Here is a 24,955-nt window from a genome sequence, read left to right on the forward strand (position 1 = left end):
GTCGTCGTGATTCGTGCTTTCTGTAACAACCTAGGAAAAGTCCTGCTCAGGCAGTAAACCAGCTGGAGTAGGGTAGGACAATGGGTTGCAACTAACTGCGTAACACTTTCTGCATGGCGGCCGGCAAACCACCCCAGCCGTTATTTGGGGCGCTGGGAGGAGGCCCGGATAAGTAACTCGGGGGGCAGCACAATGCGACGGGGCGAGAAATTGGCCTCGCGCTCCTCGCGCATTTCCAAAAACAAGCGCACCGCTGACTGGCCCATCTGCTCGCAACGCTGATCCACGGAGGTCAGCATGGGCTCGGTCAGGGAAGTAAAGGTTTCGTTGCTGAAGCCGGCCAGGGCAAGGTCTTGGGGTACGCGCAAGTTGTGTCGCTTCAACTCCTGCAAGGCTCCCACGATGGAAAAGTCGCTGGCCGAAAACACGGCGTCTGGCCGCTGCCGGAGGGCCAGAAGCTGCTGCATGCCGCGCACGCCATCCTCCACCGTCATGTCGCAGTGAAAGATGAGGTTTTCTTCCACGGGTAGGCCGTGCTCAAGCAGGGCATCAATGTAGCCCAGCCGGCGGTTCTTGTAGATGTTCAGATGAAGCGGTCCGCAGAAGTGAGCAATCCGGCGGCAGCCTTGCGCAATTAGGTGCTTGGTAGATTGGTAGCCTCCCTCCCGGTCGTCGAGGACCACGGCGCTAACGTTGAGCCCATCCAGCACCCGGTCAAAAAACACCAGCGGAATCTCCTGTTTATTCACCTTTTCGAAGTGCTTGAAGTCGCGGGTAGTACGCGCCAATGACACCAGAATGCCCTCTACCTGGGCGCTGAGCAGCGTTTCGATATTTTTGCGCTCGTGAGCCACATCTTCGTTCGACTGGCAGATCAGCACGTTGAAGCCCGCCTTGGTGGCTACGGTTTCTATGCCTTTGACCACCAGCGTAAAAAAGTGTCCATCAATGTGCGGCACAATAACCCCGAGCAAATTGCTACGTCCTTTGCGCAAGCCCGCGGCCAGATGGTTGGGCTGGTAATGCAACTCCTTGGCCAGCTTCCAGACCCTCTTTTTGGTAGCGTCGCTGATGCTAGGATGGTCGCTGAGGGCCCGGGAAATGGTGGAAACGGAAACCCCTAGCTGCTGAGCCAGATCAGAAATGGAAGCTTTTGCGCGGGCCAAAATCTCGTGGTATTGAAATGAAAGGAGATGGGTAAACAACAATATGCGCAAATTTGACGCAAATACTTGACCAATTGCAGCAAACCTCATCCAGTTTTTGCGCAAAAGCTAGCAACTCACAAGCCCATCCAACCTTTCTCCACTTCAGCGTGAGGCGGGGCAGCTTTCTTGGGCCGCACGCTCACCCATTTAGCGCGGCAAGGGCTGTGGCGTGTAGGTAGGACCCTGGCAACGCGGGCCTTGCGCCGTCCAGGCTAGTTTATCGATGCACAACTGCCGCTCCTTCATGGCCTTGTCCCAGGCGTGGTAAACGAGGTATTCGGTTTTGCCATCGGGGCTAAGCACGTGGGAGTGGTGCCCTGGGCCGCGTACGTGGCCCTCTACCGCGTGCAGGACGCGGGCACCCTTGTTGGCTCCGGCGTCGGAGTACGGACCCATGATGGAATCGGCCACGCAATAATCCACGCCGTAGCGGGAAGTCAGGAAGTTGGCGCCGCTGTAGAAGCAGTAGTACTTGCCGTTGCGTTTGCGCATGAATGGACCTTCCAGGGTGTGCCACTCGGGAAAGGTTTTGCCGCCGTACAGCGGCATAGTGCGGTTTTTCTCGAACACCGTCCAGTCGTGGCGGGCACGCATGACGGTGCGACTTTCGCCAGCCAAGCGGGTCATATCTAGCAGCCGGTCGACTACTAGGCCGGTGCCAGGGCGGTAGCCATTGTCCGAATCGATAAAGTCGCGGGCGTAAAACAGGTACCACTTCCCGTCGGTGTCCTGAAACGGGTGGGCGTCGATGGTAAACTTGCTATCCGGCACATCCAGCAGGGCCACTTGCGTATAGGGCCCCTGCGGAGTTTTGCTGGTTGCCACGTGCAAGCGGTGGCCCACCGTGGCCCCAATGGCCCCACCGCCCATGGAGTAGTACATGTAAAATGTGCCGTTGTGGAATATTACCTCGGGCGCCCAAAAATCTGCCCCCTCGGCTCCGGCAGGCGGTGTGAGAGCCCCGCCAGCCTGTTTCCAATCGACTAGGTTGGTGGAGGTGAGCAGGGTGAAAATGCGGCCGTCTGGGGTGCGGCCCGTGCCCGTAGTGCCAAAAGCGTAGTAGCGGCCCTGGTGGCGCAGCACAAATGGGTCGGGAAACTGTCCGGCGTACACCGGATTGGTATACGTGCGAGCCGCCGCCTGGGCCGCGGCCTGGTGCATCAGCGCGAGGGAAGCCAGGCCAGCGGTAGCCTGTTGCAGGAAATGACGACGGGAAGGCATACTGGGAAGAAGTAAGGTTGAGTAGAAGCTAAGATAGAAGAAGGAGGTAGTAGCTCTGACTTTGCTGGACCATGTTCTGCTTGATTTGATGTCCGTAGGGCCGGAGCATCTATGGTGTTAAATTGCTAACAGAGAACATCTTGCAGAGTGAAGCGAATTATCTGTTTGATGCTGCGGGACATTGCAAGTTTGGTCGAGCACGAATACAGGCTTGCTATTCATGGCTTCGAGTGCTAGTTCAGTTGTTTTATTAGCATCATAACAAAGTAGCTGCCTACCACGGCGCAGGCCCGGAAACTAGCTAGCGGGCCGGGCCGAGGTTTACTTCCAAGTCATCCTTGGAAGGTAGGGTGGGGAAGGGGCGTGGGGCTTGGTTTGGTACCAGTAAGCCACGGAGGCCACATCGTCTTGCCGGGGCAAGTAGCGGCCGTTGTAGCGCCAGGTTTTAGCCGGTATAGGTTACCTATCTCTGTACCGAGGCCATTGAATTTTTGGGCTCAGGTAAAGCCTGGCATGCTGAGCAACAGCAGCAGAAGCAGGTGGCATAAGATATGAGTCATAGCAGGGTAGGAGTAGAAGCGAGAGCAAGTAGCGCAGGAACCAAGTCTCAATATGCGGAGAAACCTGCAAACGTTTGCATGATAAAGGATACAAAAGTGAATTGTGTTTAACGTCCAGTCCTAGCTAATATGTGTTAGGTACTACTTATTGCAGTTCTATTTCCCTATTACCAAGTAGGTAAATAACCATAAGAATTGGAGGTAAACAAGAATTGCTGTATACCTTAGCACTATGACGCCTGGTTAATCTTCGCCGGCTTGTATTATTTTCTCCTTTCAAATAAGTTATCCTATGACTTCGGATCAGCTTATGCCTATGATTCAGGTTATGATAACCAACAGATGCAAACGTTTGCATCTGCGGGTTTTGAGAGTTGTGAAGTGCCTTGTTACTATCACACCTAAGTACCTCTCCAGTCCAATTCTTTCCAACTAATTACCACTATACCCATGAAGCACACGCCAAACTAGGGCTGCACTATATCAACGGCCGCTACTCTATCTACCGGCCGCTAGGTTAAAGCAGCTTCCAACGGTAGGTGTATTAGTAGTACAGTCCGCGCCCTACTCTTTGTGTAGAGCCACGACAACTTCTTCTCCAACTTCGAGGTGCCGTGTTTTTGCAATAACTCCAGCTTGAGCTCTCTAGTGATAAGCTAGCTGCTTTACGAGGTCATCTGCTGCCGGGCATTCGTTTTACATTTCGCTTTCTACTTCCTCTCCCAATTTTCATTTTCGCATGAAGAATCTGTTGCTCTTTCTGCTGCTGCTCGGTGCTACTACCGGCTCCTTTGCGCAGAAAACTAAAATCAAAACCAAGGGACCGGCCGCCACGGTCGCTCTGCAAGAACGGCGCTGGTCGGCTGAAAAAGCTACTGCCTGGTATAAGGCTCACCCCTGGATGACGGGGGCCAACTTCACCCCCAGCACCGCCATCAACCAGTTGGAAATGTGGCAGGCCGACACCTTCGACCCCACTACCATCGACCGGGAGTTGGGCTGGGCTGAGGGTATCGGCTTTAACACCATGCGCGTGTTTTTGCACAGCCTGGCCTGGCAGCAGGATCCTAAGGGCTTCAAGGAGCGCCTAAATACCTACCTCGGCCTAGCCGACAAGCATCGTATCCAAACCATTCTGGTGTTCTTCGATGACTGCTGGAACAAAGAGTCGAAAATTGGCCCCCAGCCGGCGCCCAAGCCCGGCATTCACAACTCGGGGTGGCTGCAGGATCCCGGCGACCCCGCCTCCCGCGACTCGGCTACTTTCGTGAAACTCAAGCCCTACGTGCAGGATGTAATGCGCAGCTTCGCCACCGATAAGCGGGTGCTGCTCTGGGACTTGTACAATGAGCCCGGCAACAATGGTAAGCTAACCTCCTCCCTGCCCTTGGTGCGCAACGTGTTTGCCTGGGCCCGCGAGGTGAACCCAGACCAGCCCCTGAGCGTGGGCCTCTGGAACTGGGATTTTGAAGCCTTGAACAAGTACCAAGCCCTGCACTCTGACGTCATTACCTACCACAACTACGACGATGTAGCTGCTCACCAGCGCGTGATTGAGCTGCTGGAAACCCACGGCCGCCCCCTCATTTGCACCGAGTACATGGCCCGGCCCCGCAACTCTCGCTTCGTAACCATTCTGCCTCTGCTTAAAAAGCAGAACGTGGGCGCCATCAACTGGGGCCTCGTCGATGGCAAAACCAACACGAAGTACCAGTGGGAGGTACCCATTGCCGATGGGGGCGAGCCAGTAGAGTGGTTCCACGAGGTCTTCCGTCGCGACGGCACGCCCTACCACCCAAACGAAACCGATTTAATCAAGAAGCTCAATGGCCGGTAGGCTTTTTGTGCTCTTCACAAGCACGTGCTGCTGAGCGCCGCCGAAGCAGTACGTGCTTGTTAGTAACGCTGGGCGTTGTTCCTTTTGCTTCCTTGGCAGCGTAGCGCTAACGTGACCTACTTTTCTGCTTTGAGTTCTATGAAGAAACCTTACTTCGGATGGCTGCTTGGCCTCATGCTGCTGCAGGCCGCCCCAGCCTGGGCCCAGCAGACGACCTCGGCTACTACCTTTTCTAACCCCCTGCTACCTTCCGGGGCCGATCCGTGGAGCATCTACCATGAGGGCTACTATTACTACACTCACACCACGGGCCGCAACATCACGCTCTGGAAAACCACGTCTCTGAGCCAGCTGAAAACGGCCCCGCACAAAGTAGTCTGGACGCCGCCCGCCACCGGCCCTAACTCCCGCGACATCTGGGCTCCGGAGCTGCACCGCATCAACAACAAGTGGTACCTGTACTACGCCGCCGACGCGGGTACTAACCAAACGCACCGGCTTTGGGTACTGGAGAACAGCTCCGCGGACCCCTTGGAAGGCACCTGGATTGACAAAGGCCAAGTGCGAGACATCACCAACAAATGGGCTATTGATGGCTCCGTGTTCGAGAACAACGGTCAGCTTTATTTCGTGTGGTCGGGGTGGGAAGGGGACGAAAATGGTCGCCAGGACATTTATCTGGCCCGGCTGAAAAACCCCTGGACCGTGGATGGCCCGCGCCTCAAGGTTTCGACGCCGGTGTATAGCTGGGAGCGAAACGGCGACCTAAACAATCCTCAGGACCCGCCCCACGTCGATGTAAACGAAGGCCCCGAGGTACTGCGCCACGGCAACAAACTGGTGCTCATTTACTCCGCCAGTGGCTGCTGGACCGATTTCTACGCCCTGGGCATGCTCACAGCTTCCGCCGACAGCGACCTGCTCCAGCCCGGTTCCTGGGCTAAGTCGTCGGTGCCGGTGTTTCAGCAGGACCCGGCGGCTAAGGTGTACGCGCCCGGTCATAACTCCTTCTTCAAGTCGCCGGACGGCACGCAGGACTGGATTCTTTACCATGCCAACGACGAGCCCGGCCAGGGGTGCGGCAGGTTCCGCTCGCCCCGGGCCCAGCCCTTCACCTGGAACCCCGATGGTACGCCCAACTTTGGCAAGCCAATACCACCCGGCCAGCTCTTGGCCCGCCCTTCGGGCGAGTAAGAAAGCCTGCAACACGACAACGCCCCGCCATGTAAACTGGCGGGGCGTTGTCGTGTGGGCTACTACGCGTTCTGCTCGTCACGTTAGGATGACACTGTACTAACAGCTCGATTAGGCGTGGTAGCATCTTTCATAAGCTCAGAATGATAGGCTTTGGGCTATCATGGGAAACGAGCATTATGCAAAAGAGCATGACGTGATGCACCCCAATGCCAGAGCAAGACAGATGGCGCGGTCAGTACAATTGAGCAGCCCGTTTACACTCCTTCCTGCGCTATTGTTTCCTTATAATGTACCTCCGGTAGCTCGCGTAGGCGCTGGGCGGCGTACTCGGGGGTGATGTCGCGCTGGGGGTTGGCCAGCAGCTCATAGCCCACCATGAACTTGCGCACGGTGGCCGAGCGTAGCAGGGGCGGGAAGAAGTGCATGTGCAGGTGCCACGCCGGATGCTCCTGCCCGTCGGTGGGGCGCTGGTGCAGGCCCGCTGAGTAGGGGAAGGAGGTCTGGAACAGGTTGTCGTAGCGAATGGTGAGGCGGCGGATGGCATCCGCGAAACTGTCGCGCTCCGCGTCCGTGAGCTGAGTTACGTCCTGTACAGCGCGGCGCGGCAGCACCAGCGTCTCGAAGGGCCAGGCGGCCCAGAACGGCACTAGCACCACGAAATGCTCGTTTTCCAGCACTATCCGTTGCTGCTCTTTCAGCTCAATGTCGAGGTAGTCGGCAAGCAGACTGCGGCCATGTTGCTGGAAGTAGGCGTGCTGCTGCACGGTTTCCTTGGCCGGGTCGCCGGGCACGGTGCGCTGGGCCCAGATCTGCCCGTGCGGGTGCGGATTAGAGCAGCCCATCACCTGACCCTTGTTCTCGAAAATCTGTACGTAGTTGATATCTGGGCGGGCGCCCAGGCTCGCAAACTCTTCAGCCCACACGTCCACTACCCCTCGAATTTCGGCCGTGCTCATTTCCGGCAGGGTCAAGTCGTGGCGCGGGGAGAAGCAGATAACCCGTCCTACCCCTGATTCGGCTTCGGCCCGCAGCAGCCCCCCAACCTCCACTGTACCGGCCGGAGCATCGGGGGTAAGGGCGGCAAAGTCATTGTCGAATACGAAGGTGCCCGTGTAGGCCGGGTTCACTGCCCCGTTCGCGCGGGTATTGCCGGCGCAGAGGTAGCAGGTTGGGTCGTAAGCGGGACGCTGGGTGCGGTCGGGCGCTTCCTGCTGGCCCTGCCAGGGCCGCAGTGCCCGGTGCGGCGACACGAGCAGCCACTCGCCAGTAAGTGGGTTAAAACGACGGTGGGGCTGCTGGGCGAGGTCAAATGAGGCCATGCGAAAAGTCAAAAAGTGAGAAACCAGAGTGCCAGTTCAGGAGAAATTCTCTGCGAAACAGGTTCGCAGCTCACTCTAACGGTTTTTGGGTATTCCTGGTCGTGCGGCCGCCTTACGGGCGCCGCGCTAAGGCTGCTCCAGACCCGGCCAGATGCGGCGGTTCCCACTCCCCCCATCCAGCGGCCGGGCCCGAAACAACCGATATTAGTGGAGCGCTACCAGTTCCAGCGTGTCTACTCCACTGACAATGGTGGCCGTGTACGTTTCCAGGGGTAGGCCCAACTGCTGTTGATAAGCGGCGGTTTGGTGGGCAATGAACTGCTCTACCTGGTCCGGGGCTACCAGGTTGATGGTGCAGCCGCCGAAGCCGCCGCCCATCATGCGGGCCCCGAACACACCCGGCGCCTGCTGGGCCGCGGCCACCAGCACGTCCAGCTCGCGGCAGCTTACTTGGTAATCGTCGCGCAGCCCGGCGTGAGAGGCGTACATTTGCTGGCCGAAGGCGCGCAGGTCGCCGGCCAGTAAGTGCTGGCAGGCTGCTTCTACCCGTAGGTTTTCCTCCACTACGTAGCGGCAGCGCCGGTACACCACGTCGCCCAATGCAGCCCGGTGGGTTTCCACGTGCGCTAGCGTGGCATCGCGCAGGCTCTGCAGCTGGGGGTAGTGCCCCCGCAGTACGGCCACGCCCTGCTCGCACTCCTGGCGGCGGGTGTTGTACTCGGAGCTGGCCAACGAGTGCTTCACGCCGGAGTTGCAGAGCACGACCTGGGCCGCGCGGGTATCGAAGGGGAAGTATTCGTAGTCCAGGGAACGGCAGTCCAGGCGCACTACCTGCCCGTCTTGGCCGAACAAGCTAGCAAACTGGTCCATCAGCCCACACTGTACCAGGGCAAATTCGTGCTCGGCTTTCTGGGCCATGTGCGCCAACGTCATCCGGTCCAGGTGGGTGTGCAGCAGCGTGTTCAGGGCAAAGGCCAGCCCGCACTCCACCGCCGCCGAGGACGAGAGCCCGGCTCCCATTGGAATGTCGCCTCCGAATACACAGTCGAAGCCCGGTACCGCAATACCTCGCTTCTGAAACTGCGCCACCACGCCTAGCAAATAGTTGGCCCACAAGAGGGTAGAAGGTTGTATGGAGTCGGCTTCCGTAGTGTAGAGCTGCTGCTTATCGTGGGAATAAAGACGAATAGCAGAGCTGCCATTCAACCCCACCGCAAAGAAAATAGCCTTGTTGATGGCTGCGGGCAGCACAAACCCGTGGTTGTAATCAGTATACTCGCCAATCAGGTTTACCCGACCGGGCGCACGCACCACCAGAGGCGCATAATGGAACTGCTGCTGAAAGGCAGCGGCGAGTATATCAGGTAGCATAGGGTAGAAGAAAAGAGGCAGGATAAGCCGCGCCGACCAGAAACCATAGAGTTGGAACTGCTGTGCAATTGCGCAAACGTTTGCAACAATACGCCTAGTTTTTGGAAATAGTAACCTTCACTTGACTAAATACGCAAAAACGGTGTGCGCCAGGCTCAACGATAACCCGATTAAAATAGAATTTAGACGGTACGTAGTTGGATATGATGTGCATGATGGTGACAACTAATCTTATTAATTTCTTGGCATTTCCTGAAATCGTGCTTATTCTTACGCTGCCATTCCGGGTTTCGTAAAGAGCAATAGCGGCCTGTTGTGCTCTAAATCCGCCTTGGAAGCCTGATTTACTGGTTTTTGACTTTTGCGTTTCTAGGTCTTTACTTTCCTCGCAAACGTTTGCTTGCCGTGTAGTGGCGCAAACGTTTGCAGTGAGTACCTCCACCAAATTCCCACCTCACTATTTTCCCATGAAAAATTCCTACCTCAGATTGCGCCGACCAGCCGAGCTGGCGTTGCGCTGTATTCTGCCTCTTTCGGCTTTGGCCAGCACCGGGGCGGTGTCTGCTGAGTTGCCCAAGGTTGATATTCGCCGCAACGGGGTTGCTGCCCAAACCATTACGGGTCGAGTTATTGATGAGAAAGGACAGGGGATGCCCGGCGTTACGGTGCTGGAAAAAGGCACTTCCAACGGTGCCACCACCGATGCCGATGGCCGCTACTCCCTCACCGTAGCCGACAATGCTACCCTTACTTTCTCCTTTGTCGGCTACCTCACCCAAGAGGTACCTGTTAGTGGCCGCACTAGCGTCAACATCAGCCTCGCCCCCGACTCAAAGGCCCTCAACGAGGTAGTAGTAGTCGGCTACCTCACCCAAGAACGTCAGAATGTAACCGGTTCAGTAGCCAGCGTAGGCGCCCAAGAAGTGCGCCGCGCGCCGGTTGCCTCGGTAGGGGAGGCCATTCAGGGCCGTCTGCCGGGCGTAACTGTTACCAACTCCGGCGCCCCGGGCCAGGCTCCAAACATTAACATTCGTGGCCTGGGCACTATTGCCAGTGGTAGCGGCCCACTTTACGTTATTGACGGACTGTGGGTGCAAGGACAGGGCGGACAGCGCGACTTCAACCCCGCCGACGTGGAATCGGTGCAGGTATTGAAAGATGCGGCGGCTTTGGCGCCTTATGGCGCTTCGGGTGCTAATGGAGTAATTATTATTACGACCAAAAAGGGCAAGGCCGGGATTCCCAGCATCTCTTTTAGTGCCAACGGTGGGGTGCAACGCCTGGTGAACACGCTGGACCTGACGAATGCCGCCGAATGGGCCGCCATCAACCGGCAGGCCTATCAAAATGCCGGTCTTGCACCTCAGCCCTATGCGGCCAACCCGCCCGCTGGTATTGATACTGACTGGCAAGCCGAGCTGTTTAAAGAGAATGAGAACTTCTTCAAGCGCGGCTCCATTCAGGACTACAACTTAGGCTTCTCTGGGGGCGGACCTAATTCAAACTTCAACGTGTCGGGGGGCTACTTTAAGCAAGATGGTACCGTGCGGGGGCCCAAGTTCGAGCGGTACAGCTTGCGCGTGAACACGGGCTTTACGCGCGGACGGCTGAAATTCGGCCAAAACGCTTTGCTCACGCGTACCAACCAAACCCGCCTCAACGGTCTGCCCTTCATTGATGTGGTGAGGATGCTGCCGGTGATTCCAGTGTATGATGCTACCACGCCCGGAGGCTTTGGTATTGGCAACGATAACGCCATTACGTTTGGCACCAACCCCATTGCGCTGCAAACCTTGCTCAACGATACCGGCACTTCCAACCGCCTGCAGGGCAATGTGTACGGTGAATTATCCCTTTTCGACTTCCTGCGCTACCGCCTGAACTTGGCTACCGAATACCACGGGTTCCATGACCAGCAGAAGCGGCAGTTCGGCATTTGGCGCCGCAACGACGCCACTAACCCTTCCAACTTCGGCGAAAGCCAGGGCAATGAGCTGTTCGGCATGGCCGAAAACACGCTTACCTTCGACAAGGACTTTGGCAAGCACAACCTGACGGCCGTAGCAGGCTACAGCCAGCAGCGTTTCCGCCAGGAGTTTACTCGTGGCGTCAACTTTGGGTACGGCACCGGACCTACTTATTACTGGGCGTTGGACGCCGGCAGCCAGACCCCACAGGCCATCGGCTCGTCCTACGTCTGGGCTAAGCAGTCCTTCTTCGGGCAGCTCACCTACGACTACGACCAGCGCTACCTGGTTACGGCCGCCTTCCGCCGTGACGGCTCCTCGCGCTTTGACCCGGATAATCGGTGGGGCAATTTTGGCGCGGCCTCCCTGGGCTGGCGCGTTTCGAAGGAGAACTTCTTCCAAGGTGTAACTGCTATTTCCGATCTGAAGCTGCGAGCCTCCTACGGCCGCCTGGGCAACGACTTAGTAAACGGGGCGTATGGCGGTTCCTACCTATCGCAAGGCTTTATTAACACCAACGCCAACTACGCTCTGAACGGCTCGGTAGTGAACGGCAACGGGGCTATTCAAACGACTTACGCCAGCGACAATATTCGGTGGGAAGACCGGCGCACCACCAACGTTGGCTTCGACGCGGGCTTCCTGGAAGACCGCCTGATACTGTCGGCCGATTACTACGTGTCGCAGACGTACAACGCCTTGATTAACCCTGATCTGCCCCTGACTTTCGGCAACGCCGGCCCTAATCCGTTCCGGAATCTAGGTAAGCTGGAAAATAAAGGCTTTGAGTTGCAACTGGGCTATAACGAAAACCGCACAAAGTTTCGCTACGGAGCCAGCGCCAACCTGACTACTATTAAAAATACAGTGCTCGATTTGGGCACGGTAGGCGGCGAAGCTACGGGAGCTACCAACTTCTTCAATGGCGGACCTAATGGTATTACCCGCACCGAGGTAGGTCACGAGATTGGTTCTTTCTACCTCTACCAGTTTGATGGCATTTATCAGAGCGGCGACTCCAATATTCCGGCTGGCTTGCAGGCGGGTGATGTGCGCTATAAGGACATCAACGGCGATGGTACCATTAATGACTTCGACCGAGCCCACGTAGGCAATGTCTTCCCAAAACTCCAGTATGGCCTGAACCTGAACCTGGGCTACGGCGGCTTTGATGTGACGGCCTTCTTCCAAGGCGTGCAGGGCAATGACGTGTTCAACACGACCAAGTACTGGTTGGACCGGACCGACGACAACGGAAACTACCGGGCTGATTTCAGCCCCTGGACGCCCACTAATCCCTCTACTACCACCCCCCGTGCCCTGATAGCGGGCGGTAATTCGGGTAGGGCTCCTGGTAATAACGCCCTGTTTAATACTACCCGCTGGCTGGAAGACGGCTCCTACTTGCGCCTGAAAAATTTGCAAGTGGGCTTCACGGTGCCCAAGCCCCTGCTGGAGCGCACCAAGTACGTGGCCTCCCTGCGCATCTTCGCTACGGGCCAGAACCTGTTCACCATCACCGACTACAGCGGCTATGACCCCGAAACGGTGGGTAGCGGGGCCTTCAATACCTTGGGCAACAACTTGGCCCGCGGCGTTGATGAAGGCTCTTACCCCAACCTGCGCTCGTTCACGCTAGGTATTCAGGCCGGTTTCTAGGCCCTTCCTCTTTTCCGACTTCCATACCATACCGATATGAAATCCGCTTTTTTAACCCGGCTGGGCTTGGCTGGAGCACTGCTAATTAGTGCCACAGCCTGCGAAAAAGACTTACTCGACCAAGTAAACCCAAACCTTCCTACCACGGAATCATCCTGGAAAAGCAGCGACGATGCCGTGAGGGCTTCCACGGCCACTTATGCCGGTCTGCAAGGGCTGGGCATGTACCGCCGCTGGCTCAATTTTGCTTTTGACTTACGCGACGACACCGGTTTCAGCCAAAGCCCCTGGGGTGAACTGGCCGACTTCACGCGCTTTGTGCAAACGAACTACAACTTTGAAGTATCGCAGAACATCTGGCGCGACCACTACCGCACAATTTACCGCTGCAACCAGGTGCTAGCTTATGTGCCCGCCATTCAGGGCATGGATGCTACCTTGCAGAAGCGGGTGCTAGCCGAGGCTCGGTTTCTGCGTGCCCTGAGCTACTTCAACCTCGTTTCGCTCTATGGTAACGTACCCCTAGCTCTGGCCCCGCCTACCAGTTTGGACCAGGTATATCCGCAGGGCACGGAGGCTGAAGTGTGGGCTCAGGTAATTGCCGATCTGCAGGCCGCCCAGCCCGACTTACCCACTGCCTACACCGGCAACGATGTCGGCCGGGCTACCAAAGGCGCCGCAACCACGCTGCTCGGTAAAGCCTACATGCAGAACAAGCGGTGGGCCGATGCGCAGGCACAGTTTGCCCAGGTTATTAGTTCCGGCACCTACCGGCTAACTGCCGATTACACCGATAACTTCCGCCACACTACCGAGAACAACTCAGAGTCCATCTTTGAGGTACAGTTTACGGATGAAAAGAAAGGCGGTAACGATGCTGGCAACGGCCCCGATGCTACCTCCTCGCAGGGCGGCCAACGTTCCCAATTCTGGGGTGTGCCGGGTGCCGGCTTCAACGATGGTGAAATTCGGCCCTGGGTAGTACGGGAAATGCTGCAAGAGCCCACTGCCGCCGGACAGCGCGACCCTCGGCTGGCGGCAACGGCCTTCTACAACCGCCGCGACCAAGCCCAATTTTCTACTACCCTGCCGGTTGACGCCGACACTCTGGCCTATGGAATAGGATTCCTGAACCGTACCAAGCCGGCTGACAGCAAGCCAGAGGCAATTGCCGTATCCGTGCGCAACCGGGCCCGCGTGTACTGGCGCAAATACGCCACCGACTACTACCGCACCTTCGAAGACTTCGACTCCCCGATTAACCACCGGGTAATGCGCTACGCCGATGTGCTCCTGCTGCAAGCCGAAGCCCTGAATGAGCAGGGGCAGATGGCCGCCGCCATCCCGCTGATCAACCAGGTGCGGCAGCGCGCCGGGCTAGCCCCACTTTCGGCCGGTAGCTTTACCCAGGCCTCCCTGCGTACCCAACTCATGCACGAGCGGGTAACGGAGCTGACGGGTGAGGGCGTCCGGTGGTTCGACTTGCAGCGCTGGGGCCTGCTCGACAACCAGACGGGCCTCAATCTGCTGAAGGCGCGCGACTCGGACTTCAACAACTTCGTGATTGGCAAATCCCGCCTGCTCCCCTTAGTGCAGAGCGACGTGGACCTGGGCCGCTTAAAGCAAAACCCCGGATGGTAAGCTTACCTTACTGACTGGGTAGTGTACCACAGCCGCTGTACCTTCCGGTGCAGCGGCTGTTTGGCTTAAAGTGAAGGGGTAGGGTAACGCTACTATGGCTTCTCTGCTTGGCCTTTTATTGCTACTATCCGGTTTTCTTTTCCATTCCCGCCTGTCGTTATGTTGTTTCTCCGTTCCTCCTTCTGGGCTTCCCTGCTGCTGGTCGGCACTCTGGCTTGCTCCAAAAGCTCTCCATCAGTAACGCCCACCCCGACCCCGCCAACCGCGCCTACCACTACCACCTTCACGAACCCACTGCTGTCGGTGGGGCCTGATCCGTGGGTGGTGCGCCGGGGCGACGTGTACTACTACATGAGCACGACGGGCGGCAACTTGGTCATCCGCAAGACGGCAAAAATGTCGGAGCTGGGTTCGGCCGTGAGCACCGTGGTCTGGACGCCCCAGCAGGCTGGCATCAACCAAATTGAAATCTGGGCCCCGGAGCTGCACTTTCTGGACGGGAAGTGGTACATCTATTACTCGGCTAACCCGCTCTGCTGCGACGGGCACCGTATTTTCGTGTTGGAAAATTCTTCTGCTGACCCTACCACAGGCACTTGGGTTGATAAGGGCCGCATTGCCGTGCCGGGTCAGGATTTGTGGGCCATTGATGGTACTGTACTGGAGCAGAACGGTAAGCGCTACCTGCTGTGGTCGGGCCATGAAGTAGCCCGCGCCCAAACCCAGCGCATTTACATAGCCGAAATGAGCAACCCCTGGACCCTGGTAGGGCCGCGGGTGGAGCTCTCGAAACCCGAGTTCAGCTGGGAGCAGCTTGGTGACCCGGATGTGAACGAGGGGCCGGAAATCCTGAAGCGCGGCGACAAAACCTTTGTGGTGTACTCGGCCAGCCACTGCAGCACCGACGACTACGCCCTGGGCTTGCTCACGGCTTCCGCTACCGCCGACCCGCTGAAGCTTAGCTCCTGGACCAAAACGCCCACCCCCGTATTCGTGAAGAACCCCGCGGGCCGCGCTTTTGGGCCGGGCCATAACGGCTTTTTCCAGTCTAAAGACGGCACCGAGGACTGGATTATTTACCATGCCAACCCCCAAGCCGGCCAGGGCTGCGGCGACAACCGGAGCCCGCGCATGCAGAAGTTTACCTGGAAAGCCGACGGCACGCCCGATTTTGGGACGCCCGTGGCCCTAGGCACGGCCCTGCCGAAACCCGCCGGCGAATAATCGGCAACTTTAGCGCTGAGTATCCCACCTACCCGATTGTAGCTTCCTGATCTATGGTTCTGAAAACGAAAACCCACCTAGTGGCCGGACTGGCGTTGAGCCTGCTGGGCGCCTGCCAGTCTGCCACCACTACAAGCGTCAGCACGCCCACAGCTACTACCGCCGAAACCGTGGCGGAGGCGGAAACCCCAGCTATTTCCATTACCAACCCGGTGCTACCCGGCGACTTTCCCGACCCGTCCATCGCCAAAGTAGGCGACACGTACTGGGCCACGGCTACGTCCTCGAACTGGGGGCCAGTCTTTCCCCTGCTCAAATCCACGAATCTGACTGACTGGGAGCTGGCCGGCCACGTATTCCCGAACGAGCTACCTGCCTGGGCCGATTACTACTTCTGGGCCCCGGAAATCAGCCAGGAAGGCGACAAAACCTACATCTACTACACGGCCCACAAAAAGGGCGGCAACCTGGCCGTGGGCATTGCAGTAGCCGACAGCCCCGCCGGTCCGTACCGCGACCTGGGGCCGCTGGTGGGTCAGCCTCACGGCTCCATCGATGGGTTTCCGATGCGTGATGAAAAGGGCGAGCTGTACCTAATCTGGAAAGAAGATGGTAACAGCGTGAACGAGCCTACCCCCATCTGGGCCCAGCGCCTGAACGAGGAGCATACGGCTCTAATCGGCGAGAAAAAAGAGTTGTTCCGCAACACGGCCCCTTGGGAAGGCAACCTGGTGGAGGGCGTGAGCATGGTCAAGCGCAACGACTACTTCTACGCCTTTTATGCCGGCAACGGCTGCTGCGGGCATAATTGCACCTACGGCATTGGGGTAGCCCGCTCCAAAAGCCTGCTGGGTCCCTGGGAAAAGTATGAGAAGAACCCCATTCTGACCAAGGGCGAGAAGTGGACCTGCCCCGGCCACGGCACCGTGTTCAACCGCGGCAACCGCTGGTACATGCTGCACCACGCCTACGACACCCGCAGTTTCGAGTTTGTGGGCCGGCAGGGCGTTATCAGCGAGTTTGCCTGGACGGCCGGCGGCTGGCCCGAGTTCCGGGGGGGTAGCTCGATGCCCGCCACCAAAGCTCCCGTGGCCACGGCCCGTACTTTCCGCGACGAGTTCAACCAAACTACCCTGCTACCTTCCTGGCAGTGGCCAGTGGAGGAGCGGCCCACCGTGGCCGTGCGTAGCGGCCGGCTAGAGCTAACGGCCCGGCCCCAGCACAGCGGCGCGGTGCTCGGCCAGCACACCACTTCCGCCGACTACAGCGCCACGACTACCCTGCTGAACCCCGCCAAACTGCCTGCGGGCACCGTAGCGGGCATTGCCGCCCACGGCGACCCGGAAAACACGTTGGCCCTCACGGCCGGCGGCGGCAAGCTCCAGCTCTGGCAACTCGAGAAAGGCAAGCAGAAGAATATTGGCGAAGTAAAGCTGCCAGCCGCCACAGCCCTGACCTTGCGCCTGCAGGCGCAGAACAGCACGCAGTTCCGCTTTGATTGGAGCGCCGATGGAGGGAAAACCTGGCAGAGCCTGCCGGGTGGCAGTGGCCCCATCAGCGGTGCTTACCTGCCACCCTGGGACCGGGGCGTGCGGGTAGGGGTGCTAGCTAAAGGGCCCGCTACGGCTACCGTGGCTTTTGAAGATTTTAGCCTGGAAAACCAGCTGCTCTCTGCCCAGGCCGGGGGCAATGCGCCAGCGGGCAAATAGCCCGACGTAAACCGTGTGCCTCTCTGCCTGCCAACATCCCTCTCTGTTACCTCCCGTTATTTTTTGCGTTTTATGATGGATTTCCCCCGGAACGGTGCCCTAGCCGGTTTGCTGCTACTAGCGGCTTGCAATCAGCCCTCTGCTTCTGAACAGGCCGCCGGTAGTGCCCGTACCACTGCCATCCCCGATTCAACCCAAGCTGCCACCACCACCGCTATGCCCACCTCCACCTCATTCGGTACCACCCAGGACGGCACCGAAGTACAGCTCTACACGCTCACGAACGCCCACGGCCTGAAATCCACCATCACGAACTACGGCGGCACGCTCACCAGCCTGCTCACGCCCGACAAAAATGGCCAGCTCGGCGACGTAGTGCTGGGCTTTGACAACCTGGAAGGCTACACCAGTGAGTCCTACCTCAAAGAAGGTCCTTACTTCGGAGCCCTGATTGGGCGCTACGGCAACCGCATTGCCAAGGGCAAGTTCACCCTCGATGGCAAAGAGTACACCCTGGCTAAGAACAACGGCGCAAACACCCTGCACGGGGGTAAAAAGGGTTTTGATAAGGTAATATGGCAGGCTCAACCCGGCACCTCCGCCGACGGACAGACGCTGACGCTCACCTACCTGAGCAAAGACGGTGAGGAAGGCTACCCCGGCAACCTCACCGTGAAGGTGGTGTACACGCTCACCAACGACGACGCGCTGCGCCTCGACTATACTGCCACCTCTGACAAGGCTACCCCACTAAACCTCACCAACCATAGCTATTTCAACCTCAACCACGGCCAAGCCAAAAACGCCCTCGACCACGTGCTGACCTTGAATGCCGACCGCTTCACGGTGGTTGATGCTACCCTGATTCCGACCGGGGAACTGCGGCCGGTGCAGGGCACGCCCATGGATTTCCGCCAGCCCCACGCCATTGGGGAGCGAATTGCCCAGGTGCCCGGCAAGGCGCCCGGCGGCTACGACCACAACTGGGTGCTGGCCGATAAGCTGCGTACCAAGCCAGAAGTAGCGGCCACCGTGTACGAACCCGTTTCGGGCCGCACCATGGAGGTGCTCACCGACCAGCCCGGCGTGCAGTTTTACTCCGGTAACTTCCTTAAAGGCAACCTGAAGGGTAAAGGCAACACCGCCTACGTGAAGAACTACGGCTTCTGCCTGGAAACCCAGCACTTCCCTGACTCACCCAACCAGCCCAAGTTCCCCAGCACCATCCTCCAGCCCGGCCAGACCTTCCACTCCACTACGGAATACCGGTTTGGAGTGCGCAAATAGGCGCCTAGCTTCTCTTCGACAGTGGCTATACTGCACCCGAGCGAAATACAAGGACTTCAAGTGGGCAAGCACTAATTGCGGCCTGGTGGGTTGAACGCTGGTCGTGAAGCTGCGCCTCGGTACAGAAATCCTTGCCCCGTAATACGCCTTCTACTGCCCGTGAGCTTTAGTTCACGAGCGGTAGAAGGCGTTCTTATCGTCTATACGCCAAGTAAAGGACTGTCAAACAGAAGGTTGCTGGCAAATAAAATTGTGACGCCCCCAACTGGGCAGTATGGCAAGGCGTATAGTAGCGCATGGGCGCTGCGTTGGCGCCGTTTGTTAACCTGCCTTTCCCATGAAAACGAAATTCCTGCTAGCCGCTGCTTTCCTACTAGGTTCTGTTACGGTTGCTACTGCCCAAATCAGCCCCGATGCCCCTCAACGTAGTGGCAGCGTTAACCAAACTACCCTGCCGCCAACTAATCCGGCCAGTGCCAATAACCCCGGCACCATTTCCCAGAGCACACCCACGCGGGCAAACCCGCCCCAACAGCGAGTAATAGGGACTATCGATGAGCGGCCACTACCCGCCCAGACCACCACTACCATCAAGCAGAACATGCGCCAGACAACCCCGGCCTCGCGCGCTACTCCCGAAAATAAACGCCGAGCCACGCCCCAATCTACGCAGCCCCGCCGTTCCGCTACCCCTGCTAACACAACCCGGCCCTAGGCCTACTGTTATCAAAAAAAAGCCCGCTCAGCAATGCTAAGCGGGCTTCCTTTTTTGATAGAAATGAAATCTAGGATTGGTCTTCGAGCTGTCCTCCGGCTTTCAGGAGTTGATCGGAGAGGGCAGTAAGGCCACTTCGGATTTCGGCAGAAGCCGTGCGAGCCACCTCGGCGGTTTGGGAGCCCAGCATGCTGAGCGAGCGGCCAATGGCCGCGCCATCCAGCCCGGCAGTTTTTTCGCTGCTCAACAAGGATTGCAGGTTACCAATTTCGCGGGCAATGTTCTGCAGGGTGGGGTCGCCGCTTTGCAGAAAGTGTTGCTGCCAGGTTTCGGTGGTGTCCATGGCAGTGCTCAGGGGCAGACCGGTAATGCCGTTGCTCAGAGATTGGGTGGTGGTGTTTAGGAGGTCAGTAAGGGCCATAAAGCGGAAAGAATAAGATGCTGATTATGCGGTTTGAGCGGCCACAATACGGCCCAGGTCGCGCAGAATGCCACAGGCACGGCCGGCGCTGGCCTCTTTGTCTTTGATTTCAAGCATGATGTCCACGTCTAGGTCGCCGAGCTCGGTTATGAAGCCTTGGAACAGGTCTTCCTCCAGGGAGGTAGTGTGCTTGCCCCGCCGTTCGCCCAGGGCCTGGGAGCTGTAGTCCATCATCATCACGCCGTCGCGGGTAGGGAGCCAGGTGGCAGCGGCCAGGCGTAGGGCTTCCGCCATGGGCTCGCCGTGGTTCAGGCACTCGTGGTGGAAGTTGTCAAAGAGAATGGGAATTCCTACCTCCCGATGAACCCGCAAACAATCTTGGAGACTGAAGAGCCGGTCGTCGTTTTCGATGACAAGGCGGGCTCGCACGGCTTCGGGCAGAACACGATACGTAGCAATGAAGCGGGAAATTGCCAGCTCCCGGTCGCCGTACAAGCCGCCCACATGGATTTGTAGCTTATGCGTGCTGTCTAGCCCCATCAAGTCCAGCATGGAGCCCTGATACACCAGTTCCTGCACGCTGCGCTCTACAATGCCCGCGTCGGGCGAGTTTAGCACCACAAACTGGTCGGGGTGGAAGGAAACCCGCATGCCGTTGGCCTTGATGTAGTCGCCTACACTGCGGAATTCCGCCGCAAAGCGCGTCTGCCAGGGAAAGGTGTTAACGGGGTGGGAACCGAACGGGACAATGCCCGAGCCAATCCGGAAAAACAGCAGGTGTTGAGCCACATTCCACACCAGAATGCGCTGTAAACACGCCAAATTGTTGCCTGCGGCCAGTTCTACCCGCTCATCGGAGTAAGAAGCCAGCCGGAAAGTGCTGGTCGAAGTACAGTCTAACGACTCGTTAACGCAAGGATAGCCTATTCTCATAGACTAGCTTACGTGAGAAGTTGGAAAATGGTGATTGAGTTATGAATGACAGGCGTTTGGTGTGTTCATCAAGCATTGTTTGTTACACACTTAATTGCTCGTCCTGTTGCCACTCACTGAATTGCTACCTCACTGAGTCACTGGGCTTCCGCTTATTCATAACCGCGGTTGTCCTTGAAGTTAGCGTTGTAGCGGCGGCGGGCTTGGCGAGCTTGCTCCGCCGCTTTGGCAGCGGCTTCCTCAGCCTGAATTTCCTCCATCTTCCGGCGCTCCTTGCCGGCCCGCGAAAACTGCTCATAAATAAGGCTGACGGGGCTAGCCAGGGTAGGCGTGGGGGCTTTGGGCGCCGTCGAGTCGACGGCAAACAGGGGTTTAGGTGCCGGGGGGCGCTTTACGTAGCTTTTTGGGGCGGTGCTGGGTCGCTTGATATTGCGCAGGGCCTTGTTGATGGTGGCCCGGTCGGGGCGGCCTTCCGTCACGCGCACTTCGCCCAGCATCACGGTGTCCTGCTGGAGCTTGATGTGCACAATCAGCTGCGACAGGCCCGAGCCGCCCAAGGGTAGGCGCTGAGCCTTGAAGCCCACGGCCCGAAAAACCAGCGTATCGGTGCTGGCCGCCGTGATGTTGAAGTCGCCCTCCTGGTTGGCCACTACCCCCAGCCGGGTGCGCTGTACTACCACCGAAGCGCCCGGAATAACTTTGCGGGTGCTGGCGTCGGAAATGCTGCCCGTTACGCGTACCTGGGCTGTGGCGGCCCCCGCAGCCAAGAGAACACCGATGAGCAACAGCCAGAAAACCGGCAAAAAACCGAAGCGACGAATCATTACAGGGTAAACTAACGCAGCAGCGGCGTGGAAAGCCAGCAGAACCTACCGGCAACGGGTTATTATCGACGGAACAACACCAAACAGAGACAAAAAAAGTCCGCACCGTTGCAGGTGCGGACTTTCCAATAACTAGGTAGTAAGCAGTTCGACTACTCCACCTTGATCTTTTCGCCGTCTACGGGCTTGGCTTTCATGGTCGCGTCATCGGCGTCAATCTTGGCCTTGTTGCCTTGGCTGTCCTTGATTTTGATGTCGCCATCACGCTTTACCTTCACTTTGCCATCCGTGCCAACCGAGCCGCTACCCGACTCCATGCTCGTAGAGTTGGAGGTGCTCATGTCCGAAGAGCTCATGTCGGAGGTAGCCATGTTGGTGTCGTCTTCCATGTAGCGGTCATCCATGTACTCCACACGGCTCGACTCGTAGGCCGAATATTGGGTTGGGTCGGTCAGGACGGTTTTCATCTCCATGTCGGAGTTGTTATACACGTCGCGCATGGCCGCCGACATACCCGCGGTATCGGTAGCGTACTTGCTTTGCAACTCAGCAATGCGCTGGCCGCGAGTCAGGTACACCGTCCGGATTTTGGTGCGGGTGGCGTCATCGAACTTCATTTTAGCGGCCATGTCAGCGGCAATCCGGTCGGCGCGGCGCTGAATTGCTTCCTCCGAGTAGGCCGTAGCCATGGATGGAGTCGTGGTGCTAGAAGTTGTGGTGGTCGTGTCAGTGGCCGTGGTGTCAGCCGTTTTATTTTCCGAGCACGAAGCGAACGAGAAGGCCGCGGCGGCCGAAAGCAGAAGCAGGGACTTTTTCATTAGAGAGAGGAGTTCAGTGAGAGAAAAATGGATGGGAGAGAGGGGAGTTGGAGAATTCTAATGGCACCTATACGGCGCTGCTACTGTAGCGGTTACCAGTCGGCAAACAAAAAGCCACCGCGAGTTTTCACGGTGGCTTTCAGGTAGGTAGCAAGTGCCCGTTGCTAGGCCCGGCGCAGCTCAAAAACGGTGATTTCCGGTAGGAAGCCCACCCGGCCGTGGTAGCCGATAAAGCCCAGGCCAGCATTTACGTAGAGGTACTGGCGGCCCCGCTGGTAGAGGCCCGCCCACTGCTTGTAGGCGTATTGCACGGGGCTCCACTTCAGGAAGGGCAGGTTTACGCCGAACTGCATGCCGTGGGTGTGGCCTGAGAGCGTCAGGTCGATGTCCTCGTAGGCGTGTACTTGCTCATCCCAGTGTGAGGGGTCGTGGGAAAGTAGGATTTTAAACGGCACGGTAGGGTCGGCGGCGGCGTGGGCCTTATTGAGCTGCCCGTACTGGGCGAAGCCGCGGGCCCCCCAGTTCTGTACCCCCAGAATGGCAATTTTCTCGCCGTTGCGCTCCACGGTGCGGGCCTCATCCAGGAGCAGTTCCCAGCCAATTTTAGCGTGGTTGGCCTTGATGCGGGCCAGGTTGGCCGCTTTAGCTTGCGCCCCGCCTTGCTCTTCCCAATTCACGTAGTCGGCGTAGTCGTGGTTGCCTAGCACCGAGTAGATGGGCAGGCTGGACCGGATGCCGGCCAGCGTGTCGATGTGCTCCTCTACCTCGTGCGCGAAGTTGTTCACTAGGTCGCCGGTCATAAACACCAAGTCAGCCTGCTGCTGGTTGATCAGGGCCACGGCCCGTTGCAGGGGTTCCTTGCTTTGGAAAGAGCCGGTGTGCAGGTCAGAAATCTGGAGCACTTTGAAGCCGTCAAACGAGGCAGGCAGGTTGGGGAAGCGCAAGGTCACGCGCTTCACGGTGTAGTCGGTGCCGCCCTTCACCATACCCCAAATCAGGGCCACAAAGGGTACGGCGCCTGCCACCAGCGCCAACTTGCTCAGAAACTCACTGCGCGAAATAGCCGTGCCCTCCGTGCTGCCGGCCGGCCGGGAAATGGCCCGCGCGGCCCACCGGCCCACACGCACCACGTCTTCTAGCAGCAGCGGAATGATAATGACGATTTTGGCCGCTACCATGGCCAGCAGCAGGCCACCAAAGTAGGACTTAAAGGAAGCGTGCTCCCGGCGGTTGCTCATGGCCCAGATGCCCAAGCCCCAGATCAGGGCGGTCAGGACCCAGTACACGGCGTGGGTAGTGCGGCGGGCCGCAGGGGAAGCGTGCTGCACCATGGTGCGCACGGCCTGAAAGCCGTACCACTCCCCGGCAATTACCAGGGCAAAGAAGATAAAGGGAAGAACGGATCTTGACATAGTAGAAGGGCTACCCCGCGCGGGACAGGTTGGTTCGGACGCCGCGGCTGCACTAACAGACGCGGATGCGGGGTTTTTGCTTTAAATTCCGGGCGTTACAACAACGGTGCCCTATGCAAGAGTTTGACAATCTGACTGAAAATCTATCCAATCTGCCTACCCCCGTCCGCTACGAAACTCCAACGGCCTTCGGCATCAAGAGTTGGGCCGAAGAAGACCGACCCCGCGAAAAACTGCTGCAAAAGGGCCGGGCTGCCCTCTCTGACGCCGAGCTGCTGGCCATTCTACTTGGTTCCGGCACCACCAAGCTTTCCGCCGTGGATGTAGCCAAGCTAGTGCTCAATGCCGCCAGCAACGACCTGAACGCCCTGGCCCGCTTCTCGGTAAAGGAGCTAATGCGCCAAAAAGGCATCGGCGAGGCCAAAGCCATTACCATTGTGGCGGCTCTGGAGCTGGGGCGGCGCCGCAAAGAGGCCGACGTGCCCGCCCGGCCTACCATCACCAACTCCCACGATATTTACCGCGTAGTGCGGCCCTACCTCCAGGATTTGCCCCACGAAGAGTTCTGGGTGGTACTCCTGAACCGGGCCAACGTGGTCATGCGCACCGTGGCCGTCAGTCGGGGCGGCGTGGCCGGCACCGTGGCTGATCCGAAGCTGATTTTCAAGGAAGCACTGGAGCAGCTGGCCTCATCCATCATTCTAGTGCACAACCACCCCAGCGGCAACCGCAGCCCCTCCGCCGCCGATGTTGCCCTGACCCGCAAGCTCAAGGAGGCCGGCCACTTTCTGGATTTACCCATCCTCGACCACCTCATTTACACCGATGCGGGCTACTACAGCTTCGCCGACGAAGGCACGCTGTAGTAGCCCACGGACTCTGGCCGCTGGCGCGGCCGGCGTATCTTTGCCGTATGCGTATCAATCCCAAGTTATTTATCGGCCTCGGGCTGCTGCTGGTGTTAGGTTATTCCTTGCAAGACCTTGTGCTGGGCGACAACCAGTACGTGGCCGGCGTGGCCAAGGCTCGTAAAGAGAAAAACGATTCCTTCCGCCGGGCCACCGATTCGCCGCTTTCCGCCGAGCAGCGCAACGAGTTCGACAGCCTGCGCTACTTCGCGCCTGACAAAACTTACCGGGTAAACGCTCAGGTAGAGCGGTTTGCCAAACCCGAAACCGTTCAGATTCCGCTGACCGATGGCAAGGCCGATACCTACCTGCGCTGGGGCCGGGCTTCCTTTGAGCTAGCCGATGCGCCCCAGCAATTGGTGCTCCTGCTCCGGCCCGATGAGAAAGACGGCAAGCTCTTCGTGGCTTTCGCCGACAAAACCAACGGCTTCACTACCTACGGCGGCGGGCGCTACCTCGATGTGGACTTGCCGGCCGAGGGCGACGACGAGCTTACCCTCGATTTCAACCAGGCCTACAACCCATTCTGCGCCTACGGCACCGCCTATGCCTGCCCCGTACCGCCCCAGGAAAACCGGCTGGCGGTAGAAGTTCGGGCCGGGGAAATGGCCTTTCCAGAAACCGACCATACCGGCCACAACCACTAAAGCGGGCCGCTTTCCGCCGCCCGCCCGAATCCGTACCTTTGCCGCGAATCAGTTGGCGGTGGTTGGTTGCTGGTTGC

Annotated in this window: 19 protein-coding genes; 10 read left to right on the plus strand and 9 right to left on the minus strand. The window is 58.3% G+C overall.

Translation table 11 applies throughout. The features are described from left to right. Nucleotides 1–140: 140 nt before the first annotated feature. Nucleotides 141–1,166 carry a LacI family DNA-binding transcriptional regulator gene (locus MWH26_RS01840; protein WP_247975813.1) on the minus strand — a complete coding sequence of 342 codons (1,026 nt, stop codon included), beginning with the start codon at nucleotides 1,164–1,166 and terminating at the stop codon, nucleotides 141–143. Between the two features lie 189 nt (nucleotides 1,167–1,355). Then, complete coding sequence (locus MWH26_RS01845; protein WP_247975814.1) at nucleotides 1,356–2,429, minus strand: glycoside hydrolase family 43 protein; 1,074 nt, start codon at nucleotides 2,427–2,429, stop codon at nucleotides 1,356–1,358. 1,299 nt (nucleotides 2,430–3,728) lie between these two features. Here MWH26_RS01845 and MWH26_RS01850 point away from each other — a divergent pair. Then, entirely contained in the window at nucleotides 3,729–4,826 is a 1,098-nt protein-coding gene (locus MWH26_RS01850; protein ID WP_247975815.1) for a cellulase family glycosylhydrolase, read from the plus strand. 138 nt (nucleotides 4,827–4,964) lie between these two features. Next, entirely contained in the window at nucleotides 4,965–6,020 is a 1,056-nt protein-coding gene (locus MWH26_RS01855; protein WP_247975816.1) for a glycoside hydrolase family 43 protein, read from the plus strand. 257 nt (nucleotides 6,021–6,277) lie between these two features. On the opposite strand, the gene MWH26_RS01860 is transcribed toward MWH26_RS01855, so the two are convergent. Both MWH26_RS01860 and galK read right to left on the minus strand, forming a co-directional pair. Then, complete coding sequence (locus MWH26_RS01860; RefSeq protein WP_247975817.1) at nucleotides 6,278–7,342, minus strand: UDP-glucose--hexose-1-phosphate uridylyltransferase; 1,065 nt, start codon at nucleotides 7,340–7,342, stop codon at nucleotides 6,278–6,280. A gap of 204 nt (nucleotides 7,343–7,546) precedes the next feature. Next, nucleotides 7,547–8,713: a galactokinase gene (gene galK, locus MWH26_RS01865; RefSeq protein WP_247975818.1), complete on the minus strand. Its 1,167-nt coding sequence runs from the start codon at nucleotides 8,711–8,713 to the stop codon at nucleotides 7,547–7,549. Between the two features lie 467 nt (nucleotides 8,714–9,180). Between galK and MWH26_RS01870 the strand changes: the two genes are divergently transcribed. From MWH26_RS01870 to MWH26_RS01895, 6 genes are all read left to right on the plus strand, one after another. After that, a complete protein-coding gene (locus tag MWH26_RS01870) occupies nucleotides 9,181–12,339 on the plus strand; it encodes a SusC/RagA family TonB-linked outer membrane protein (RefSeq protein ID WP_247975819.1) in 3,159 nt (1,052 codons plus the stop codon). A gap of 36 nt (nucleotides 12,340–12,375) precedes the next feature. Next, on the plus strand, nucleotides 12,376–13,980 hold the full coding sequence (locus MWH26_RS01875; RefSeq protein ID WP_247975820.1) for a RagB/SusD family nutrient uptake outer membrane protein: 1,605 nt from the start codon (nucleotides 12,376–12,378) through the stop codon (nucleotides 13,978–13,980). Between the two features lie 159 nt (nucleotides 13,981–14,139). Further along, nucleotides 14,140–15,204: a glycoside hydrolase family 43 protein gene (locus MWH26_RS01880; protein ID WP_247975821.1), complete on the plus strand. Its 1,065-nt coding sequence runs from the start codon at nucleotides 14,140–14,142 to the stop codon at nucleotides 15,202–15,204. Between the two features lie 53 nt (nucleotides 15,205–15,257). Further along, nucleotides 15,258–16,913: a family 43 glycosylhydrolase gene (locus MWH26_RS01885; protein ID WP_247975822.1), complete on the plus strand. Its 1,656-nt coding sequence runs from the start codon at nucleotides 15,258–15,260 to the stop codon at nucleotides 16,911–16,913. A 72-nt stretch (nucleotides 16,914–16,985) separates the two neighbouring features. After that, on the plus strand, nucleotides 16,986–18,200 hold the full coding sequence (locus tag MWH26_RS01890; RefSeq protein ID WP_375374027.1) for an aldose epimerase family protein: 1,215 nt from the start codon (nucleotides 16,986–16,988) through the stop codon (nucleotides 18,198–18,200). A 337-nt stretch (nucleotides 18,201–18,537) separates the two neighbouring features. Beyond that, entirely contained in the window at nucleotides 18,538–18,915 is a 378-nt protein-coding gene (locus MWH26_RS01895) for a hypothetical protein (protein ID WP_247975823.1), read from the plus strand. 70 nt (nucleotides 18,916–18,985) lie between these two features. Here MWH26_RS01895 and MWH26_RS01900 read toward each other — a convergent pair whose 3' ends face one another. The 5 genes from MWH26_RS01900 to MWH26_RS01920 form a co-directional block, all read right to left on the minus strand. Continuing rightward, the gene (locus MWH26_RS01900; RefSeq protein ID WP_244694912.1) at nucleotides 18,986–19,336 is read right to left on the minus strand and encodes a hypothetical protein; all 351 of its coding nucleotides are present in this window, start codon (nucleotides 19,334–19,336) and stop codon (nucleotides 18,986–18,988) included. Nucleotides 19,337–19,360: 24 nt separating this feature from the next. Next, nucleotides 19,361–20,269 (minus strand): UV DNA damage repair endonuclease UvsE, encoded by a 909-nt coding sequence (uvsE, locus tag MWH26_RS01905; RefSeq protein WP_247975824.1) that lies wholly within the window; start codon nucleotides 20,267–20,269, stop codon nucleotides 19,361–19,363. Between the two features lie 152 nt (nucleotides 20,270–20,421). After that, nucleotides 20,422–21,093 (minus strand): carboxypeptidase-like regulatory domain-containing protein, encoded by a 672-nt coding sequence (locus MWH26_RS01910; RefSeq protein WP_247975825.1) that lies wholly within the window; start codon nucleotides 21,091–21,093, stop codon nucleotides 20,422–20,424. 152 nt (nucleotides 21,094–21,245) lie between these two features. Then, on the minus strand, nucleotides 21,246–21,911 hold the full coding sequence (locus MWH26_RS01915) for a hypothetical protein (protein ID WP_244694917.1): 666 nt from the start codon (nucleotides 21,909–21,911) through the stop codon (nucleotides 21,246–21,248). Between the two features lie 164 nt (nucleotides 21,912–22,075). Then, nucleotides 22,076–23,323 (minus strand): metallophosphoesterase, encoded by a 1,248-nt coding sequence (locus tag MWH26_RS01920; RefSeq protein WP_247975826.1) that lies wholly within the window; start codon nucleotides 23,321–23,323, stop codon nucleotides 22,076–22,078. 113 nt (nucleotides 23,324–23,436) lie between these two features. Between MWH26_RS01920 and radC the strand changes: the two genes are divergently transcribed. Next, the gene (gene radC / locus MWH26_RS01925; protein ID WP_247975827.1) at nucleotides 23,437–24,189 is read left to right on the plus strand and encodes a RadC family protein; all 753 of its coding nucleotides are present in this window, start codon (nucleotides 23,437–23,439) and stop codon (nucleotides 24,187–24,189) included. Nucleotides 24,190–24,236: 47 nt separating this feature from the next. Next, nucleotides 24,237–24,878: a DUF1684 domain-containing protein gene (locus tag MWH26_RS01930; RefSeq protein ID WP_247975828.1), complete on the plus strand. Its 642-nt coding sequence runs from the start codon at nucleotides 24,237–24,239 to the stop codon at nucleotides 24,876–24,878. The last annotated feature ends 77 nt before the right edge of the window (nucleotides 24,879–24,955 follow it).

It is taken from the genome of Hymenobacter sublimis, from assembly GCF_023101345.1.
Taxonomy (GTDB): Bacteria; Bacteroidota; Bacteroidia; order Cytophagales; family Hymenobacteraceae; genus Hymenobacter; species Hymenobacter sublimis.

What these genes read in the sequence shown, in the direction of transcription:
- MWH26_RS01845 (WP_247975814.1), bottom strand. Translation starts at nt 2,429, where the DNA reads ATGCCTTCCCGTCGTCATTTCCTGCAACAGGCTACCGCTGGCCTGGCT.
- MWH26_RS01850 (WP_247975815.1), top strand. Translation starts at nt 3,729, where the DNA reads ATGAAGAATCTGTTGCTCTTTCTGCTGCTGCTCGGTGCTACTACCGGC.
- MWH26_RS01855 (WP_247975816.1), top strand. Translation starts at nt 4,965, where the DNA reads ATGAAGAAACCTTACTTCGGATGGCTGCTTGGCCTCATGCTGCTGCAG.
- MWH26_RS01860 (WP_247975817.1), bottom strand. Translation starts at nt 7,342, where the DNA reads ATGGCCTCATTTGACCTCGCCCAGCAGCCCCACCGTCGTTTTAACCCA.
- galK (WP_247975818.1), bottom strand. Translation starts at nt 8,713, where the DNA reads ATGCTACCTGATATACTCGCCGCTGCCTTTCAGCAGCAGTTCCATTAT.
- MWH26_RS01870 (WP_247975819.1), top strand. Translation starts at nt 9,181, where the DNA reads ATGAAAAATTCCTACCTCAGATTGCGCCGACCAGCCGAGCTGGCGTTG.
- MWH26_RS01875 (WP_247975820.1), top strand. Translation starts at nt 12,376, where the DNA reads ATGAAATCCGCTTTTTTAACCCGGCTGGGCTTGGCTGGAGCACTGCTA.
- MWH26_RS01880 (WP_247975821.1), top strand. Translation starts at nt 14,140, where the DNA reads ATGTTGTTTCTCCGTTCCTCCTTCTGGGCTTCCCTGCTGCTGGTCGGC.
- MWH26_RS01885 (WP_247975822.1), top strand. Translation starts at nt 15,258, where the DNA reads ATGGTTCTGAAAACGAAAACCCACCTAGTGGCCGGACTGGCGTTGAGC.
- MWH26_RS01890 (WP_375374027.1), top strand. Translation starts at nt 16,986, where the DNA reads ATGATGGATTTCCCCCGGAACGGTGCCCTAGCCGGTTTGCTGCTACTA.
- MWH26_RS01895 (WP_247975823.1), top strand. Translation starts at nt 18,538, where the DNA reads ATGAAAACGAAATTCCTGCTAGCCGCTGCTTTCCTACTAGGTTCTGTT.
- MWH26_RS01900 (WP_244694912.1), bottom strand. Translation starts at nt 19,336, where the DNA reads ATGGCCCTTACTGACCTCCTAAACACCACCACCCAATCTCTGAGCAAC.
- uvsE (WP_247975824.1), bottom strand. Translation starts at nt 20,269, where the DNA reads ATGAGAATAGGCTATCCTTGCGTTAACGAGTCGTTAGACTGTACTTCG.
- MWH26_RS01910 (WP_247975825.1), bottom strand. Translation starts at nt 21,093, where the DNA reads ATGATTCGTCGCTTCGGTTTTTTGCCGGTTTTCTGGCTGTTGCTCATC.
- MWH26_RS01915 (WP_244694917.1), bottom strand. Translation starts at nt 21,911, where the DNA reads ATGAAAAAGTCCCTGCTTCTGCTTTCGGCCGCCGCGGCCTTCTCGTTC.
- MWH26_RS01920 (WP_247975826.1), bottom strand. Translation starts at nt 23,323, where the DNA reads ATGTCAAGATCCGTTCTTCCCTTTATCTTCTTTGCCCTGGTAATTGCC.
- radC (WP_247975827.1), top strand. Translation starts at nt 23,437, where the DNA reads ATGCAAGAGTTTGACAATCTGACTGAAAATCTATCCAATCTGCCTACC.
- MWH26_RS01930 (WP_247975828.1), top strand. Translation starts at nt 24,237, where the DNA reads ATGCGTATCAATCCCAAGTTATTTATCGGCCTCGGGCTGCTGCTGGTG.